16 protein-coding genes are annotated in these 17898 nt (G+C 75.2%); 3 read left to right on the top strand and 13 right to left on the bottom strand.

What is annotated here, in order from left to right; genetic code table 11:
- The 8 genes from BUE37_RS16720 to BUE37_RS16685 form a co-directional block, all read right to left on the bottom strand.
- Positions 1 to 828, bottom strand: a complete 828-nt coding sequence (locus tag BUE37_RS16720) for an ABC transporter permease (RefSeq protein ID WP_073421481.1) — start codon at positions 826 to 828, stop codon at positions 1 to 3.
- On the bottom strand, positions 825 to 1733 hold the full coding sequence (locus BUE37_RS16715; RefSeq protein ID WP_073421480.1) for an ABC transporter ATP-binding protein: 909 nt from the start codon (positions 1731 to 1733) through the stop codon (positions 825 to 827). The genes BUE37_RS16720 and BUE37_RS16715 overlap by 4 nt, the downstream gene beginning before the upstream one ends.
- 88 nt (positions 1734 to 1821) lie before the next feature.
- Complete coding sequence (locus BUE37_RS16710; protein ID WP_073421479.1) at positions 1822 to 3093, bottom strand: thymidine phosphorylase; 1272 nt, start codon at positions 3091 to 3093, stop codon at positions 1822 to 1824.
- On the bottom strand, positions 3093 to 3536 hold the full coding sequence (locus tag BUE37_RS16705; RefSeq protein WP_073421478.1) for a cytidine deaminase: 444 nt from the start codon (positions 3534 to 3536) through the stop codon (positions 3093 to 3095). The genes BUE37_RS16710 and BUE37_RS16705 overlap by 1 nt, the downstream gene beginning before the upstream one ends.
- A complete protein-coding gene (locus BUE37_RS16700) occupies positions 3537 to 4820 on the bottom strand; it encodes an ABC transporter permease (RefSeq protein ID WP_139253015.1) in 1284 nt (427 codons plus the stop codon).
- Positions 4817 to 6073: an ABC transporter permease gene (locus BUE37_RS16695; RefSeq protein ID WP_083628788.1), complete on the bottom strand. Its 1257-nt coding sequence runs from the start codon at positions 6071 to 6073 to the stop codon at positions 4817 to 4819. Before BUE37_RS16695 ends, BUE37_RS16700 begins: the two co-directional genes overlap by 4 nt.
- A complete protein-coding gene (locus BUE37_RS16690; protein ID WP_083628786.1) occupies positions 6070 to 7689 on the bottom strand; it encodes an ABC transporter ATP-binding protein in 1620 nt (539 codons plus the stop codon). Before BUE37_RS16690 ends, BUE37_RS16695 begins: the two co-directional genes overlap by 4 nt.
- Positions 7690 to 7945: 256 nt before the next feature.
- Positions 7946 to 9010 carry a BMP family lipoprotein gene (locus BUE37_RS16685; protein ID WP_245794684.1) on the bottom strand — a complete coding sequence of 355 codons (1065 nt, stop codon included), beginning with the start codon at positions 9008 to 9010 and terminating at the stop codon, positions 7946 to 7948.
- A 265-nt stretch (positions 9011 to 9275) separates the two neighbouring features.
- On the opposite strand from BUE37_RS16685, the gene BUE37_RS16680 reads away from it, so the two are divergent.
- Positions 9276 to 10583: a D-alanyl-D-alanine carboxypeptidase family protein gene (locus tag BUE37_RS16680; protein ID WP_083628783.1), complete on the top strand. Its 1308-nt coding sequence runs from the start codon at positions 9276 to 9278 to the stop codon at positions 10581 to 10583.
- On the opposite strand, the gene BUE37_RS16675 is transcribed toward BUE37_RS16680, so the two are convergent.
- Genes BUE37_RS16675 through hisC form a run of 4 tightly spaced genes read right to left on the bottom strand, consistent with a single transcriptional unit; the run spans position 10468 to position 14286 of the window.
- Positions 10468 to 11493, bottom strand: a complete 1026-nt coding sequence (locus BUE37_RS16675) for a YihY/virulence factor BrkB family protein (RefSeq protein WP_245794682.1) — start codon at positions 11491 to 11493, stop codon at positions 10468 to 10470. The genes BUE37_RS16680 and BUE37_RS16675 overlap by 116 nt on opposite strands.
- Positions 11494 to 11530: 37 nt before the next feature.
- The gene (locus tag BUE37_RS16670; RefSeq protein ID WP_073421476.1) at positions 11531 to 12106 is read right to left on the bottom strand and encodes a 2'-5' RNA ligase family protein; all 576 of its coding nucleotides are present in this window, start codon (positions 12104 to 12106) and stop codon (positions 11531 to 11533) included.
- Positions 12103 to 13125 (bottom strand): tryptophan--tRNA ligase, encoded by a 1023-nt coding sequence (gene trpS / locus BUE37_RS16665; protein WP_073421475.1) that lies wholly within the window; start codon positions 13123 to 13125, stop codon positions 12103 to 12105. The genes BUE37_RS16670 and trpS overlap by 4 nt, the downstream gene beginning before the upstream one ends.
- Positions 13126 to 13140: 15 nt before the next feature.
- Positions 13141 to 14286, bottom strand: a complete 1146-nt coding sequence (hisC, locus tag BUE37_RS16660) for a histidinol-phosphate transaminase (RefSeq protein WP_245794680.1) — start codon at positions 14284 to 14286, stop codon at positions 13141 to 13143.
- 42 nt (positions 14287 to 14328) lie between these two features.
- Here hisC and galE point away from each other — a divergent pair, with 42 nt between their 5' ends.
- Entirely contained in the window at positions 14329 to 15285 is a 957-nt protein-coding gene (galE, locus tag BUE37_RS16655; protein ID WP_073421473.1) for a UDP-glucose 4-epimerase GalE, read from the top strand.
- 24 nt (positions 15286 to 15309) lie between these two features.
- Here galE and BUE37_RS16650 read toward each other — a convergent pair whose 3' ends face one another.
- Positions 15310 to 16629, bottom strand: a complete 1320-nt coding sequence (locus BUE37_RS16650) for a hemolysin family protein (protein WP_073421471.1) — start codon at positions 16627 to 16629, stop codon at positions 15310 to 15312.
- A gap of 197 nt (positions 16630 to 16826) precedes the next feature.
- On the opposite strand from BUE37_RS16650, the gene BUE37_RS16645 reads away from it, so the two are divergent.
- Complete coding sequence (locus tag BUE37_RS16645; protein ID WP_073421469.1) at positions 16827 to 17897, top strand: hypothetical protein; 1071 nt, start codon at positions 16827 to 16829, stop codon at positions 17895 to 17897.
- Position 17898 lies beyond the last annotated feature (1 nt).

Raw genomic sequence — 17898 nt, 5'->3', positions numbered from 1 at the left:
TTATCTGGTCCCGCGCTCCTGCCAGCGGAAGGTCAGGACGCACAGCACCAGCCCGGCGAGGCACCAGGCACCGAGTACCAGGGCCACCCGCCCGAGCTCCCAGGTGCCCGCCGGCTCGGACGCGGCGAGCGCGTCGGGCAGGAACACCGAGCGCAGGCCCTGGGCCATCCACTTGAGCGGGAAGAAGGACGCGACCGTCTGCATCCAGGTGGGCACCTGGCTGAACTGGAAGAAGACGCCGGAGATGAACTGCAGCACCAGCGCGATCGGCGTGACGGTGGCCGACGCCGACCGGCCGTTGCGGGCCAGCGAGGACACCGCGATGCCGAGCAGCGTGCACGCGGCGGCGCCCAGCGCGGTCACCCAGGCGAAGGTCAGCCAGTCCGCGCCCGTGGGCAGGTCGACGTCGTAGAAGACGACGCCGACGAGCAGCAGGATCGCGATGATGAGGACCGTGACGGCGAGGACCTGCACGACCTTGCCGACGAAGTAGGCGCTGCGCGGCATCGGGGTGCCGTAGAGCGACTTGAGCGTGCCGTCAGCCCGCTCGGTCGCGATGGAGATCGCCATGTTCTGCAGGCTCGCCCCGAGGATGCCCGCGGCGATCACGCCGGCCACGAAGTACTGGGTGAAGCTGACCCCGCTGCCCAGGTCGTAGTCCAGCACCGCGCCGAAGACGACGAGCAGCAGCACGGGGAACACGAGGGTGAAGACCACCGACTCGCGCTGCCGGAAGAACTCCTTGAGCTCCACGCCGGCGCGGGAGCGGTAGACGGCGCCCAGCGAGGGCAGCGCCGGGGTGGTGCGGTCGGTCGTCGCGGCGCTCACGCGCGCTCCTCCCCGATCATCTGCAGGTAGACGTCCTCGAGGGTCGGCCGGGCCACGGCCAGGTCGGGCACCTCGCCGCCGAAGCGCGCGGCCAGGTCGCGGACCAGCGCGGTGGGGGCGCCGGTGGCCTCGCTCCGCCGCACGCCGTCCTCGGTCCAGGTCACCACGGCCGGCGCCCGGCCCCGCCCGCCCAGCTCCGAGGGGACGGCGACCTCCGCCAGCCGGCCGCGGGCGATCACGCCGACCCGGTCGGCGAGCGCCTCGGCCTCGTCGAGGTAGTGGGTGGTCAGGAGCATGGTGGTGCCCAGGTCGCGCAGCGACCGGATCAGCGACCAGAACTGCCGGCGGGCCTCGGGGTCGAAGCCGGTGGTCGGCTCGTCGAGGAACAGCAGGGTGGGCCGGCCGACGATGCCGAGCGCGACGTCGAGCCGGCGGCGCTGCCCGCCCGACAGCGACCGGCCACGCGAGCCCGCCTTCTCCGTCAGGCCGACCAGCTCGAGCACCTCGTCGGGGTCGCGCGGATCGGGGAAGTAGGACGCCTGCGCCCGCAGCAGCTCGCGGCAGGTGAGCTGGCTGTCGCCCGCGCCGGACTGCAGCACGATGCCCAGCTGCGCCTTCCACCGGCGCCCGCCCGAGGCCGGGTCGGTGCCGAGCACCCGCACCTCGCCGCCGTCGCGGTCGCGGAAGCCCTCGCAGATCTCGACCGTCGTCGTCTTGCCGGCGCCGTTGGGGCCGAGCAGCGCGAAGATCTCGCCCCGGCGGATGTCGAGGTCGAGGCCGTCGACGGCGGTGGCGGCGCCGTAGCGCTTCACCAGCCCGCGGACCGAGATCGCCGCGTCCGGGTCGAGGGGCGCCCCGGCCTGCGGGGCGGCGGCGGAGGTCGGCGCCGCGGACGTGCTGGTCACGAGGACCCAGTCTGCTCCTCGGTTCCGGCCCTGCGCCGACCGCCCTCCGTGCGCATGTCCGCGGACGTGCGCACGGAGGGCCCGCTCGTCAAGCCGAGATGCGGTCCAGCAGCAGCGGCAGCGGCTCGTCGCCGGTGTCCACGCCGACGGCGTCCTCCAGGGCCTCCAGCGCCCGCTCGATGCGCGCGGGGTCGTCGGTGTGCAGCTCCAGCAGCGGCTGGCCCTCGGTCACCTGCTCCCCCACTGTCGCCGTCCAGGTGACGCCGGCCGCGGCCGAGACCGGGTCCTCCTTGCGCGCCCGCCCGGCCCCGAGCCGCCACGCGGCGACACCGAGGGCGTAGGCGTCCAGCCGGGTCAGCGTGCCGGTGGCCGGGGCGGTCACGACGTGCCGCTCCGCCGGCTGCGGCAGCGGGGCGTCGGGGTCCCCGCCCTGCGCGGCGACCATCCGCCGCCACACGTCCATGGCCCGGCCGTCGCGCAGCGCGTCGGCGGGGTCGACGTCGGGCCGCCCGGCGCCGGTGAGCATCTCGCGCGCCAGGGCGAGGGTCAGCTCGACGACGTCGGCCGGGCCGCCGCCGGCGAGCACCTCCACCGACTCGGCCACCTCGACGGCGTTGCCCGCGGCGCGGCCGAGCGGCCGGTCCATCGCGGTCACCAGCGCCACGGTGTTCACCCCGGCCGCCTCGCCCAGGCCGACCATCGTGCGGGCCAGCTCGCGGGAGGCCTCCGGGTCCTTCATGAACGCCCCGGACCCGGTCTTGACGTCGAGCACGAGCGCGTCGGCGCCCTCGGCGATCTTCTTGCTCATGATCGAGCTGGCGATCAGCGGGATGGACTCGACCGTCGCCGTCACGTCGCGCAGCGCGTAGAGCTTCTTGTCCGCGGGCGCGAGGTCGTGCCCGGCCGCGCAGATCACCGCGCCCACCTCGGCGAGCTGCCGCAGGTAGGCGTCCTCGTGCACGTCGGCGCGCCAGCCGGGGATCGACTCGAGCTTGTCCAGCGTGCCGCCGGTGTGCCCGAGACCGCGACCCGACAGCTGCGGCACCGCGACCCCGCACGCGGCGACCAGCGGCGCCAGCGGCAGCGTGATCTTGTCGCCCACCCCGCCGGTGGAGTGCTTGTCGGCGGTCGGGCGGCCCAGCGAGGACAGGTCCTTGCGCTCGCCGGAGTCGATCATCGCCTGCGTCCAGACCGACAGCTCGCCCGGCGACATGCCCCGGAAGAACACCGCCATGAGCAGCGCGCTCATCTGCTCGTCAGGAACGGTGCCGTCGGTGTAGGCGCCGATGACCCAGCGGATCTGCTCGGGCGTGAGTTCCCCGCCGTCGCGCTTGGCGCGCAGCACGTCGATGGCGTCCATCAGCCCCGTCCCCCCTCGCCCGCGCCCGCGCCGCCGTCCCGGGCGGCCGCGGCCACCAGGTCCTCGGGGCCGAAGGCGTCGGGCAGCACCTCGCGCATGGGCACGATGCCCAGCGACACCGTCTCGATGAGCATGTCGGCGCCGCCGTGCTCCCACAGCAGCTGGCGGCAGCGCCCGCACGGCATGAGCGGCTGCCCGTCGCCGCCGACGCAGGCCACCGCGACCAGCCGGCCGCCACCGGTGCGGGCGAGGTCGCTGACCATCCCGCACTCGGCGCACAGCCCCAGGCCGTAGCTGGCGTTCTCGACGTTGCAGCCGGTGACCACCCGGCCGTCGTCGACCAGCCCGGCCACGCCCACGGGGAACCGCGAGTACGGCGCGTAGGCGTGCGTCATGGCCTCCCGGGCCGCCGCGCGCAGCGCCTCCCAGTCGACGTCCGCCATCTAGTGCTCTCCTCGTCGGTAGACCAGCCCGTCGGCCTTGGGCATCCGCAGCCGCTGGGACGCCAGCGACAGGACCAGCAGCGTGGTCAAGTGCGGCGTGAACGACACCAGGCCCGGCGGCAGCTCGTCGACGGTGAGGAAGCCGACCAGCGCGGCCGCGGCCACGACGGCGGCGATGCCCGCCGGCAGCAGCTTGCCGCGCCGGGCCTGCACGACCGCGATCACCGCGAGCAGGATCGCCACCAGCAGGAACAGCGCGACGACGGCGGAGCGGCTGCGCAGCTGCAGCGCGTCGGTGAACCCGAACAGGCCGGCGCCGGCCGCGAGCCCGCCGGGGCGCCAGTTGCCGAAGATCAGCGCGGCGAGGCCGATGAACCCGCGCCCGTTGACCTGGCCCTCGCGGTAGATCCCCGCGATGAAGACGAGGAAGACGCCACCCAGGCCGGCCAGCGCGCCGGAGATGACCACCGCGATGTACTTGAGGCGGTAGACCGGCACGCCGAGCGAGTCGGCGGCGGCCGGGTTCTCCCCGCACGAGCGCAGGCGCAGCCCGAAGGAGGTGCGCCACAGCAGCAGGTAGCTCGCCGGGACGAGCAGCACCGCGATGAGCGTCAGCAGGCCGATGCCGCTGGTGAGCCCGCGCAGGATGCCCGCCACGTCGCTGACGAGGAACCAGCGCTGGCGCTCCAGCGAGCCGAGCAGGTCCGGCCCCGAGGACAGCACCGGCACCGAGAACGACGGCGGGTTGCCGTCGACCGGCGGGGACTGCGTGACGCCGCCGCCGGCCGGGTTGTCGGTGTAGAGCAGCTCGGAGAGGAACCGCACGACGCCGCCGGCCAGGATGTTGATCGCCACGCCGGAGACCACGTGGTCGACGCCGAAGGTGACGGTGGCCAGCGCGTGCAGCAGGCCGCCGACCGCGCCGAACAGCAGCCCGCCGACGACGGCGGCGCCCCAGCCCCACTGGTAGCCGGCGAACCCGGCGCCCCAGGTGCCGAGCGTCATCATCCCGTCGAGGCCGATGTTGACGACGCCGGCGCGCTCGGCGAACAGGCCGCCCAGCGCGGCCAGGCCGATCGGCACCGCCAGCAGCAGGGCCGCGGCGATCGTCGAGGAGCTGGTGAGCTGCGCCTCGCCGCTGATCACCCGGACCAGCGAGACGAGCAGCACGACGCCGAGCAGCAGCCACATCAGGCGGCGGGACCGCCCGCCGCCGGTGAACAGGTCGGTCAGCGGTCCGCGGCTCGGCCGGGTCCCGCTGGGTGGGGTGGCCACGGTGCTCACAGCCCGGACTCCTGACGCTCGTCGGAACGCTGGCCTGCCCCGGCCGACCGGCTCACACCGGCCCCGGTGCCCACCCCGCCGTCGGCGGCGCCGCCGTCGGACGCGGCGCCCGAGGCGGCCTGCCCCGGGCCGGTGCTGCCGTCGCCGGCGACGACGGCGGGGGCCGCCGAGCCGCGCTCCGCGGAGCGGCGGGCCACCCGGCGGGCGATCTCGTTGGCCACGACCACGGCGAGCACGATCGTGCCCTGGATGATCGTCACGACCGAGGCCGGGAAGTCCTGGATCTGCAGCGGCACCAGCGACCGGTCGAGGAAGGCGAACAGCAGCGCGCCGAGGGCGATGCCGACGGGCTTGTTGCGGCCGAGCAGCGCCACCGCGATGCCCAGGAAGCCCAGCCCCGAGGTGAAGTCGGTGGTGTAGGCGTGGGTGGAGCCGAGCAGGTCGGGCATGCCGATCAGCCCGGCGACGGCGCCGGACAGCAGCATCGTCTTGACGACCATGCCGCGGGAGTCGACGCCGCTGGCGCTGGCCGCCGACGGCGACAGGCCCGCCGCGCGCAGGTCGAAGCCGAAGCGGGTCCGGTTGAGCAGCACGGCGATGACCGCGCCCACCACGACCGCGACGAGCAGGAAGCCGTAGAGCTGCCGCGGCGGGGTGGCCAGGCCGAGCAGCCCGAAGACGCCGTTGAGGCTCGGCATCCAGCCGGACTCGGGGATCTCGGCGGTGGCGATGATCGAGGCGCCCTCGGGGCTGCCCCGCAGCGGGCCGGTGAGCAGGAACGAGGCGATGCCCAGCGCGATGACGTTGAGCATGATCGAGCTGATGACCTCGCTGACGCCGCGGGTCACCTTGAGCACCGCGACGATGCCGGCCCAGATGGCGGCCACGGCCATCGCCACGACCACGATGAGCAGCACGTGCAGCGGGCCCGGCAGCGCGACGGCGGCGCCGACGCCCGCGGCGAGGATCGTGGCCAGCCGGTACTGGCCCTCGACGCCGATGTTGAACAGGCCCATGCGGAAGGCGATGGCCACCGCGAGGCCGGCCAGGAACAGCGGCACCGCCCGGTTGAGGATCACCACGAGGGCGGTGACCTGCTGGGACGGGGTGTCGCCGAAGTCGACCATGACGGCGAAGACCTCGAACGGGTCGACCTGCAGCGCGGCCATGACGGCCGAGGAGATGACGACGGCGACGACGACGGCGAGGACCGGCGCGAAGAGCGCCAGCCCGATCTTGCGGAGGACGTTCACGCCGCACCCGCCGTCGTCCGGGCCCCGGTCATGTACCCGCCGAGCTCCTCGGGGGTGACCGCGGACGGGTCGAGGGTGGCCACCAGCCGGCCGCGCAGCATGACGTGCAGCGTGTCGGACAGGCCGATCAGCTCGTCGAGGTCGGCCGAGATGAGCAGGATGCCCATCCCCTCGGCGCGGGCCTCCTCGAGCAGCCGCCAGATCGCCCCCTGCGCGCCGACGTCGACACCGCGGGTCGGGTGGGCGGCGAGCAGCAGCCGCGGGGCGGCGCTCATCTCGCGGCCGACGATCAGCTTCTGCTGGTTGCCACCGGACAGCGCGACGGCCAGGGTGTCCGGGCCCGGGGCGCGGACGTCGTAGTCGCGCATGATCCGCGCGGTGTCGGTACGCGCGCCGCGGCGGTCGATGAAGGGTCCCTTGACCGCCGGCGGCCGGGTCTGGTGTCCGAGGATGCGGTTCTCCCACAGCGGCGCCTCGAGCAGCATGCCCTGGCGGTGGCGGTCCTCGGGGATGAACCCGAGCCCGGCGTCGCGGCGGGCGCGGGTGCTCCACGCGGTGATGTCGTCGGGGCCGAGCAGCACGGTGCCGGCGGCGAGGGCGCGCAGGCCCATGACGGCGTCGACGAGCTCGGCCTGGCCGTTGCCCTCGACGCCGGCGATGCCCACGACCTCGCCCTCGCGGACGGTCAGCGTGACGTCGTCGACCGGCGGGCGGCCGGTGGGCGCGGCGACGGTGACGTCGCGCAGCTGGAGCACCGGCGTCTCGCGCACGGTGGAGGTGCGGATCTCCGGCGAGGGCAGCTCGGTGCCGACCATGAGCTCGGCGAGCTGGCGCGCCGTCGTCGTCTTCGGGTCGGCGGTGCCGACCGTGGTGCCGCGGCGGATGACGGTGATCGAGTCGGCGACCTTGCGGACCTCGTCGAGCTTGTGCGAGATGAAGATGACCGTCAGGCCCTCGCGCTTGAGCTCGGCGAGGTTGCCGAACAGCTCGTCGACCTCCTGCGGCACGAGGACCGCGGTCGGCTCGTCGAGGATCAGCGTCGTGGCGCCGCGGTAGAGGACCTTGGCGATCTCGACCCGCTGCCGGTCGCCGACGCCGAGGTCCTCGACGAGGACGTCGGGGTCGAGGCCGAGGGCGTAGGCGTCGGAGATCTCGCGGATCCGCCGGCGGGCCTCCGCGCCGATGCCGTGCGCCTTCTCGGCGCCCAGCACCACGTTCTCCAGCACGGTCAGGTAGTCGGCCAGCATGAAGTGCTGGTGCACCATGCCGATCCCCGCGGCGATCGCGTCGGCCGGGCTCTTGAAGTGCACCTCGCGCCCGTGCAGCAGGATCGAGCCCTCGTCGGGGCGGTGCATCCCGTAGAGGGTCTTCATCAGCGTCGACTTGCCGGCGCCGTTCTCCCCCACGATCGCGTGCACCTCGCCGCGCCGGACGCGCAGCTCGATGTCCTTGTTGGCGACGACGCCGGGGAAGCGCTTGGTGATGCCGCGCAGCTCGACGGCGAGCGGCGCCCCCGCGGCAGCGCTGCCGTCCTCGCCGTGCGCCCCGGTCGCGCCCTTGCCCAGGTCGGTCGGCGTTCCCGCCGAGCCGCCTGCCGGGGAGCCTGGTGTGGCCATGGTGGGCCCCTCCTGCGTTCCTGCGGCCCGCGGGTGCGCGGGCACGCGTCCACTCTGCTGCACCGGCGGCGCGGGATCGACCGCGGTCTCCGGCGTGCGCACCGCGCCGGGGAAGCGGCGGGTGCGTCGGCTGGGCATCCTCCCCGATCAGTGTGACGACCGGGGATCCCCCTCATGGCGGAGGGCCCGGGGTGCGTGTGCGCCCCCGGGCCCTCCGGTCGTGCGTGGGGTCAGCCGGCCCTGCGGCCGGCCGCCGTCACGGGGTCGACGGGACCGTGATCTCGCCGTCGACGATCTGCGTGCGGTACTCCTCGATCTGGTCCTGGATGTCGTCGATGAAGCCACCCGAGGTGGACAGGCCGACGCCGTCCTGCTCCAGGTTGTAGACGATGTCCTCGCCGCCCTGGACGCTGCCGTCGACGAAGGAGTCGATGAACGAGGACACCGCGGTGTCCACGCGCTTGAGCATCGAGGTCAGGATGACCGCCTGCAGCGCCGGGTCGTCGACCGTCTGGTACTGGTCGGAGTCGACGCCGATGGCGCGCGCGCCGGCCGCCGCGGCCGCCTGGAAGACGCCGAGGCCCGAGCCGCCCGCCGCGTGGTAGACGATGTCGGCGCCGCCCTCGTACATGCCCTGGGCGACCAGCAGGCCGCGGTCGGGGGCGTTGAAGCCGGAGAAGTCACCGGCCGGCGAGATGTACTGCCGGTCGATGATGATCTGCGGGTTGACCGCCTGGGCGCCGGCCACGTAGCCGGCCTCGAACTTCTGGATCAGCGGGGTCTCGACGCCGCCGACGAAGCCGACGTGGCCCGTCTCGGACTTGAGCGCCGCGGCGACACCGGCGAGGAAGGAGCCCTCCTCCTCGCTGAACAGCAGGCCGGTGAGGTTGTCCGCGCCGACCTCCGCCGCGGAGGAGTCGATGATCGCGAACGTCGTGTCCGGGTACTGCTCGACGACGTCGCCGATGACCTCGCCGTAGGCGAAGCCGACCGCGATGATCGGGTTGTAGCCCTCGTCGGCCAGCTGGGTCAGCAGGTCGGCGCGGTTGGAGCCGTCGGCGTTGGGGCTGAGGTCCTGGAACTCGCCGCCGTGCTCCTCGACGGCGGCCTCGAGGCCCGCGACCGCCGCGTCGTTGAACGAGCGGTCGCCACGGCCGCCGGTGTCGAAGGCGAGGCCGATGCGGGGCTCCTCGCTGCCGCCACCCTCGCCGCCGCCGCTCCCGCTGCTGCCGCCGCCGGTCTCGTCGCTGGCACAGGCGGCCAGGGCCATGCTGCCGGCCAGCAGCAGGGCCGCGACCTTCATCTTCCGCGCTCGGCGCAAGACGCACTCCTCTCTGGGGGGAGCTCCCGGCACAGACGGGGGAGCTCCCGTGGGTCCTGGTCCGTCACGCCCGGGCACACCCCGGCACGGCCGGGACGCCGGACGCGACGACCCCGGCACGCTAACCGCGCTCCGGCCCCCCGCCGCCATCCGTGCGACGGACCGAGACGGGATCGTTGTGAACGCCCCGCCCGCGCGGAGCCCCGGCCACGGCCGCCCGCGCCCGGCGACCCGGCCCCGCCGGCCCGCGGCTAGCGTCCTCCCCGTGCGGCGACGGTGGGGTGCGCTGGTGGCCGTGCTGGCCGCGCTGGCGGTGCTCCTGGGCGCCGCTCCCGCCGCGGCGGCACCGGCCGACGACACCCCGCGCCCCACAGCCGACCCGGCCGCCCCCACGCCCACCGCGCCGCCCGCCGGCGGGCCGCCGCAGGGTTCGGCGCCGGGCGGGGTCACCGTCGGCGGGGACGGCCTCGACACCCGCGGCACCGTGGTGGCCGACGGGGCGCCGCCGCTGCCCGACGGCGTCGTGGCGGCCGGCTGGCTCGTCGCCGACGCGGGCACCGGCGAGGTGCTGGCCGCCCGTGACCCGCACGGCCGCCACTACCCGGCGAGCACGCTCAAGACGCTGACCCTGCTGACCCTCGCCCACCGGCTGGACCCCGCGCTGGTGGTGGAGGGCACCGTCGAGGACGAGAAGATGGAGGGCAGCAAGGTCGGCATCGTGGCCGGCGGCCGCTACCCGGTCGGGCTGCTGTTCCAGGCGCTGGTGATGCAGTCGGGCAACGACGCCGCCAACGCGCTGGCCCGGGCGGCCGGGGGCACCGCGCCCACGATCGCCGCGATGAACGCCCGGGCGCTGCAGCTGGGCGCCTTCGACACGGTCGCGGGCTCGGTGTCGGGCCTCGACGTCGCCGGGCAGTCCTCCTCCCCCTACGACCTCGCCCTGTTCTTCCGGGAGCTGGTCGCGGACCCGGTCACCGCGGGGCTCCTCCTGACGCCGACGGCGCAGATGCCCGGCGTCGAGGGCCGCTCGCCCGGCTTCCAGATCCAGAACCAGAACCCGCTGGCCGGCTACCCGGGGACGCTGGGCGGCAAGACCGGGTTCACCGACGCCGCCCGGCACACCTACGTGACCGCCGCCGAGCGGGACGGCCGGCGGCTGGTCGTCAGCGTGATGGGCACCGAGAACGTGCCGCTGCGCGCCGCAGACCAGGCCGCGCGCCTGCTCGACTGGGGCTTCGCCGTCCCGGCGTCGCTGGCCGGCGTCGGCCGCCTGGTCGCCTCGGCCGACGAGGTCCCCGCTCCTCCCCCGACCCGGACGGCGACGCCGACGCCGGCCGGCCCCGCGCAGGTGGCGGCGGGCCCGCCCGCGGCGGCGCCGGCGGCCGGCGACGGCGGCCCGCCCGCGCTCGGCCTGCTGGCGCTCGGTGCAGCCGCGGCCGCGGTCGTCGCCGCCACGGTCATCGGCCGACGGCGGGCGGTGCGCCGGACGCCGCCGCCACCGGCGGCCGCGTCTCCGGGGCGGCGGGCACCGCCGGGGTCAGGCGCGGGAGGGTCGCCGTCCACGCCGCCGTGAAGAACGCGAACCGGACCACCAGGTTGATCCACACCAGGACGCCGACCGCCCCGCCGAAGGCCGACGAGGTCACGCTGCCGGAGATCAGCGACAGGTAGAGGCTGCCGGCCAGCTTCATCAGCTCGAACCCGGCGGCGCCGAACAGCGCGCCGGGCAGCAGCAGCCGCAGCGGGTGCGACGTCGAGGGCACCACCCGCAGCAGCCACAGGAAGACGACGACGTCGCCGGCGAACGCGAGCGCGATGCCGAGCAGGCTGGTCCCCACGGCCAGCCCCGGCGCGTCCTGCAGGCCCAGGACGTCGAGCACCACCGAGGTGGCCTGGGTGGCGAAGCCGGTGAGGCCGATGCTGAGCAGGCCGGCGCCGCCGAGGGCGACGAGCGCGACGACGTCGGCGAGGTTGTCGCGCCAGAACTCCGGCTCGTCGACGGAGCCCTTCCAGATCTGCTCCATGCCGATGCGCAGCTTGTCCATGGCGCGCAGCCCGGCGTAGAGGAAACCGGCCGCGCCGATGATCCCGGTCAGGCCGGCCGCGCCCACCGCCGAGCGCAGCTCGTCGACGATCTGCCGCCCCGTGCCGCCGGGGAAGGACTCCCGGATGGCGGTGTAGAGCTCCCGCTGCAGGATCGCGTCGCCGGACAGGACCAGGGCGATGACCGAGGCGACCAGCAGCAGCACCGGGAACAGGCCGAGGAACACGAAGTAGGTGACCCCGGCGGCCAGCAGGTCGCCCTGGCTGCGCTGGTAGCGGCCGCCGGCCCGGGCCAGGTGGTCGAACCACGGGCGCCGGCGGCGCTGGGTGCGGACGAGGGAGTCCACGGAGCCCGCGACCCGGGCGCCGGCACCGGCGACGCGGGCCCAGGGGCTGCGTCCGGCGTCGGCGGGGGGCCGGTCGTCCGGAGGGGTGCCCACCCCGTCCAGTCTGCTGCCTCGGGGACCGCGGCGCAGGTCAGCGGCGGTGCGGCGGCCCGGTCAGCGGGTACTCGCGGGCGACCACCCAGGTGCCGGTGGGGCTCTGCTGGAACTCGGTGAACGAGGTGACGGCGAACTCGGCCGACAGGTCGGCCAGGCCGCTGTAGGCGAGGTCGAGCATGTCCGGCGCGACGTCGTGGGCCACGGTCACGTGCGGGTGGTACGGGAACGACAGGTCGCGCGCCAGCGGCCCGGTGCGCACGTCGGAGGCCAGCAGCTCGCAGTTGCCGATGCCCTTGGCGACGGTCACGAAGACGACGTCGGAGACCGGCGTGAAGGTGCCGGTGCCCGACAGGTGCATCTCGAACGGCGGGTGGCTGCGGGCGACGCGCGCCAGGTGCTCGCTGATCGCGGCGCGGTCGGCGCACGGCACCTCGGTGGGCGGCAGCAGCGTGACGTGCGGCGGGACCACGGTGGCCTGCGGGTCGCCGACCTTGGCGCGCCAGTCGACGAGCACCTGCGCCCACGGCTCGGGCACCGGCACGAGGACGCCGACGACGGAGGTCTGCGGCGGCGCCGTCCGGCTGCGCGGGACGAACGTGTCGTCGTTCACGACACCGCCCCCGCGGGCCGGAGGAAGCCGACCCGGTCGTAGACCGTGGCGACGGTGGCCGCGGCGACCTCGCGGGCGCGGGCCGCCCCGCCGGCGAGCAGCCGCTCGAGCTCGGCGCGGTCGTCGAGCAGCTCCTGCGTGCGGGCGCGCACCGGGGCGACGAAGTCGGTGACCACCTCGGCGAGCTCCTTCTTGAGGTCGCCGTAGCCGCGGCCGGCGAACCGCTCCTCCAGCTCGGGCACCGGGATGCCCGACAGGGCGCTGTGGATCGTCAGCAGGTTGGTGACGCCGGGCTTGTTCTCCGCGTCGGCCACCACCTCGCGGCCGGTGTCGGTGACCGCCGAGCGGATCTTCTTCGCCGACGTCTTCGGGTCGTCGAGGAGGAACACACAGCCGGCCGGCGGCAGGCTCTTGCTCATCTTCTTCTCCGGCGACTGCAGGTCGAGGATCTTCGCCGCGCCCTGCGGGATCCGGGCGGCGGGCAGCGTGAACGTGTCGCCGAACCGGCCGTTGAAGCGGGTGGCGAGGTCGCGGGTCAGCTCGAGGTGCTGGCGCTGGTCCTCGCCCACGGGCACCTCGTCGGCCTGGTAGACGAGGATGTCGGCGGCCTGCAGCACCGGGTAGGTGAACAGCCCGACCGAGGAGCCCGCGGCGCCCTCGCGCTGGCTCTTGTCCTTGAACTGCGTCATCCGGCTGGCCTCGCCGAAGCGGGCGAGGCACTCGAGCACCCACGACAGCTGGACGTGCTCCGGCACGTGGCTCTGCACGAACAGCGAGCTGCGGGCGGGGTCGACGCCGAGGGCGACCAGCTGGGCGGCGGAGACGAGGGTGTTCTGCCGGAGCTGCGCCGGGTCCCAGTCCATCGTGATCGCGTGCTGGTCGACGACGCAGTAGAACGCCTCGGCGGTGTCCTGCAGCGCGACCCACTGGCGGAGCGCACCCAGGTAGTTGCCGAGGTGGAAGGAGCCCGCCGTCGGCTGGATGCCGGAGAGGACACGGGGAAGAGGCACGGCGGCCATCAAACCAGCCGCGGCTCAGCCGACAGGCGCGCCGGTGCGCACGTCGTCGCCCGCCGCACCCGACGCGCCGGTGGTGACCTCGTCGAGCGCCGCGAGGAAGACGTCGTCCTCCTCGGGCGTGCCGACCGTCACCCGGATGCCCTCGCCGGCGAAGGGACGGGTGATGACGCCGCGGCCCTCGAGCGCCGCCGCGACCTCCGCCGTCGGCTCCCCCAGCGGCAGCCACACGAAGTTGGCCTGGCTGTCGGGCACCTCGTGGCCGCGCTCGCGCAGGGCCGCGGTGAGCCGGTCCCGCTCGGCGACGACGGCGGCCACCCGCCGGCCCACCTCGTCGGCGCTGGCCAGCGCGGCGACCGCGGCGGCCTGCGCGAGGCTGGACACGCTGAAGGGCACGTGCGTGCGGCGGACGGCGTCGGCGACGGCCGGGTCCTCGGCGACCAGGTAGCCCACCCGCAGGCCGGCCAGCCCCCACGCCTTGGAGAACGTGCGGAGCACCGCGACGTTCGGCCGGCCGCGCATGAGCTCGAGCCCGTCGGGGACGTCGGGGTCGGTGACGAACTCCCGGTACGCCTCGTCGAGGACGACCAGCACGGACTCGGGCACCCGGTCGAGGAACCGCTCGAGCTCGGCCCGGCGCACCGCCGTCGACGTCGGGTTGTTGGGGTTGCAGACGAACAGCAGACGCGTGTCGTCGTCGACCACGGCGGCGAGCGCGTCGAGGTCGTGGGTGTCGGGGGACCCGCCGGGGCGGGAGGGCACCAGCGGCACCTGCAGGCTGCGCGCCCCGGCCACCTGCGCCAGCAGCGGGTACATCTCGAACGAGCGCCAGGCGAAGGCGATCGCCGTCCCGGGGTCGTTGAACGACTGCGCGAGCTGCTGGCAGAGCATCACCGCGCCGCAGCCGGGCACGACCTGCACCGGGTCGACGTCGTAGTGCTCGGCCAGTGCCCGGGTGAGGACGGCGGCCCCGTTGTCGGGGTAGCGGTAGGTCTCCCCCGCCGTCGCCGACAGCGCCTGGACGACCGCCGGCAGCGGCGGGAACGGCACCTCGTTGCTGGCCAGCTTGACGGCGCGGTCGACGCCGAGCTCGCGGGCGAGGTCGGCCGGGTTGCGGCCGGGCTTGTAGGCCGGCAGCGCCTGCACCGCCGGACGTGCGCTCACCACGGACAGGTCCTCCCGGGCGACGGCTCCTAGGGTGGCCCCATGCGCGTACTCGTCGCCGGTGGGGCCGGCTACATCGGCAGCGTAGTCACCGCCGCCCTCCTCGAGGGCGGCCACGAGGTCACCGTGCTCGACGACCTCTCGACCGGGCACGCCGACGCCGTCCCGGAGGGCGCCCGGTTCGTACAGGCCAGGCTGCAGGAGTCGGCGCCGGTGCTGGCCGAGGTGCGGCCCGAGGCGGTGCTGCACTTCGCGGCCAAGAGCCTGGTCGGCGAGTCGCAGGTCAAGCCGGAGATCTACTGGGAGCACAACGTCGGCGGGTCGCTGGCGCTGCTCGAGGCGATGCGCGCGGTCGACTGCCGGCGGATCGTGTTCTCGTCCACGGCGGCCACCTACGGGGAGCCCGACCAGGTGCCGATCCGCGAGGACGCGCAGACCCGGCCCACCAACACCTACGGCGCCACGAAGCTCGCCGTCGACGCGATGCTGACCTCCTACGCCACCGCGTACGACTTCGCCGCGGTGAGCCTGCGCTACTTCAACGTGGCCGGCGCGGCGTACGGCCGGGGCGAACGGCACACCACCGAGACGCACCTCATCCCGATCGCGCTGCAGGTCGCGGCCGGGACGCGGGAGGCGATGACCGTCTACGGCGAGGACTACCCGACGCCGGACGGCACCTGCATCCGCGACTACATCCACGTCTCCGACCTCGCCGACGCGCACCTGCTGGCGCTGACCGCGCCGCAGCCGGGCGAGCACCGGGTCTACAACCTGGGCAACGGCACGGGTTTCTCGGTGCAGCAGGTGGTCGACGCCGTCCGCGAGGTCACCGGGCACCCGGTGCCGGTGCAGGTGGGCGAGCGGCGGGCGGGCGACCCGGCGCAGCTGGTGGCCGCCAGCGACCGCATCCGGGCCGACCTCGGCTGGAGCCCGCGGCACACCGACCTGACCGGGATCGTGCGCGACGCGTGGGAGGTCTCGCGGGGGCGGAGCTGACGGACCCGGGCTCCCCGGCCGGGCTCAGCCGGCCGGGGCGTCCTCCCCGGCCGGCTCGGCGTCCGGCGCGCCGGTGACCGACAGCCGGGCGATCCGCCGTCCGTCGAGCTCCAGGACGCCGAGGGTGCGGCCCTCCACCTCGACCGAGTCCCCGACGCCGGGGATGCGGCCGAGCTCGGCGAGGACGAAGCCGGCCACCGTCTCGTAGGGGCCCTCGGGCAGCCGCAGGCCGGTGACCTCCGCGAAGTCGTCGAGGTTGAGCAGGCCGTCGACCTCGTGCGGTCCGCCGGGACGCTCGTCGGCGTCGGCGACGACTTCCTCGTCGTACTCGTCGTAGATCTCGCCGATGACCTCCTCGATGAGGTCCTCGAGGCTGACGATCCCGTCGGTGCCGCCGTACTCGTCCACCACGATCGCCAGGTGCTGGTTCTCCCGGCGCATCTCCGACAGTGCGGTGAGCACGCCGGCGGTGCCGGGCAGCCGCTTCACCTCGCGGGCCAGGTCGCCGACGGTGGCCGCGCGGCCGGCCGGGTGGGTGGGCAGCAGCAGGTCGCGGACGTGCACGAAGCCGACGACGTCGTCCTGGTCGCGGCCGGTGACCGGGTAGCGCGACCAGCCGGACTCGGCCACCTGGCGCGCGGCGCGGCTGACCGTCGTCGAGGCCTCGAGGAACTCGACCTCGGTGCGCGGGGTCATCACCTCGCGGACCTCGCGGTCGCCGGCGCGGAACACCTCGTCGATGAGCCGGCGCTCGTCGCTGGACAGCGACTCGTGCGCGGCGACGAGGTCGCGCAGCTCCTCCTGGCTGATCGCCTCGCCGCTGGCCCTCGGGTCGCCGCCGAGGAGCCGCACCAGCACGTTCGTGGAGGCCGACAGCAGCCAGATGACCGGCCGCGACAGCCGCGCGATGGTGTTCAGCGGGCGCGCGACCATCAACGAGAAGCCCTCGGCGCGCTGCAGCGCCAGGCGCTTGGGCGTCAGCTCGCCGACCACGAGCGACAGGTAGCTGATCGCCACGGTGACCAGGACGAGGGCCAGCGGGTCGGCCACACCCTCCCCCACGCCGCGGGTGACCAGCCAGTCGCTGAACGGCTCGGCGAGGGTGCTCGCGCCGAAGGCGGCGGACAGGAAGCCCGCGAGGGTGACGCCCACCTGGACGGCGGCGAGGAACCGGTTGGGGTCGGCGAGCAGGCGGGCCAGCGCGCGGCCGCGGCCGCCCCGCTCGGACAGCACGCGGACCTGGGCCTCCCGCAGCGACACCAGGGCGATCTCCGCGCCGGCGAAGAAGCCCCCCACCAGCACGAAGACGACGACCAGGACGATGTCGAGCCAGACGTCGCTCACGGCGGCGTGCTCCTCGGAGATGGGGGCGGGGTGAGCCGTCCATGCTGCCCGCCCGGTCCGCTCGGGCGGCGCCTGGGGCTCCCCGGGCGCAGGTGTGTGACCTCGGTCACGTCCCTCTCCCGGGTGAACGGCCGCTACGGCTAGTCTCGACGAAGTCACGGTCCGTTTCTGTCGAGTCCCGTGAGGACGTCCTCCTCGTGCGCCACCGCCGGTCTTCCCCGCTGTCCGCCCGCCTCGCCGCCGCGGGCCGTCGGCTGCTCCCGTCGCTGTTCCGCGTCCTGCTCGGCCGGCGCGCGCTGTCCGTCCTGGCCGTGACGGTGGTCGTCGCCGGCATCGCGCTGGTGGTCCCGCTGGTGATGGCCGGCCGCGGTGCGCTGTCGACGGCGGAGTCGGCCGTCATGACCACCGCCGAGGACGCCGGGCAGCGGACCGGCGTGGTGACGATGGGCGTCGACGGCGAGCCCGCGCCGGGGTCCGCGGGGGCCGGCTCGGCGTCGTCGGGCCCGTCCTCGTCCTCGGCTACGTCCTCGTCGGGCTCGGCGTCGTCCGCGTCGGCGTCCTCGCCGGCCGGGTCCCGGTCCGGGACCGCCGCGGCCCCGGGCATCGCCTCGTCCTCCGCTCCGGCAGGCGTCCCGTCGTCCGCCGCGTCGTCCGCCGCGTCGTCCGCGGCGGAGGCGCCGCACTCCCCCGCGGACCAGCCGTCGCCGTCCCCCGCGGGGGCCCCGTCCGCGTCGGCGGGGGCGCCTCCGGCCGGGTCGCCCTCCGCGGCCGGCTCGTCCTCCGCGTCGGCGGCCGCGCCTGCGCCGCAGGCGGCCCCCGCCGCGCCGGCCGTGCCCGCGCCGGGCACCACGTCGCCGGCGCCGGCTCCCTCGCCGACGCCGTCGCGGAGCAGCGCGCCGGCTCCCTCCCCCGGCCCGGCGGCCCTCCCGGCGCCCGGCGCGACCGCGGCCGCGGTGCCCGGCGGGGCGGCCGCGGTGCTGGCGGCGGTCGACGTCGCCCGGGTGGCCGCCGGCTGCGACCCGCTGACCCGCGACGCCGGCCTGGCCGCGCAGGCCGAGGCGCACGGCGAGGAGATGCGGCGCGCGGGCGGCGAGGTGCCGGTGGGCAGCGGCGCGGTGGCGTCCGGGACCCGAGACGGCGGCACGGTCGTCGCCGGCTGGCTTGCCGGCTCCGCCGCCGGGGACCTGCTCGACTGCTCGCTGACCAGCGCGGGCGCGGCCGTCGTCGGCGGCCCCGGCGGCCCGTTCTGGACCCTCCTGCTCGCCTGAC

This window comes from Geodermatophilus nigrescens, from assembly GCF_900129495.1.
GTDB classification, from domain to species: Bacteria; Actinomycetota; Actinomycetes; order Mycobacteriales; family Geodermatophilaceae; genus Geodermatophilus; species Geodermatophilus nigrescens.
Note: the sequence above shows the minus strand (reverse complement) of the source record. Positions and strands in the feature narration are given on the sequence as shown.

Excerpts from the sequence above, each read along its gene's own strand:
- galE (WP_073421473.1), top strand. The coding sequence starts at position 14,329 with ATGCGCGTACTCGTCGCCGGTGGGGCCGGCTACATCGGCAGCGTAGTC.
- BUE37_RS16710 (WP_073421479.1), bottom strand. The coding sequence starts at position 3,093 with ATGGACGCCATCGACGTGCTGCGCGCCAAGCGCGACGGCGGGGAACTC.
- BUE37_RS16705 (WP_073421478.1), bottom strand. The coding sequence starts at position 3,536 with ATGGCGGACGTCGACTGGGAGGCGCTGCGCGCGGCGGCCCGGGAGGCC.
- trpS (WP_073421475.1), bottom strand. The coding sequence starts at position 13,125 with ATGGCCGCCGTGCCTCTTCCCCGTGTCCTCTCCGGCATCCAGCCGACG.
- BUE37_RS16690 (WP_083628786.1), bottom strand. The coding sequence starts at position 7,689 with ATGGCCACACCAGGCTCCCCGGCAGGCGGCTCGGCGGGAACGCCGACC.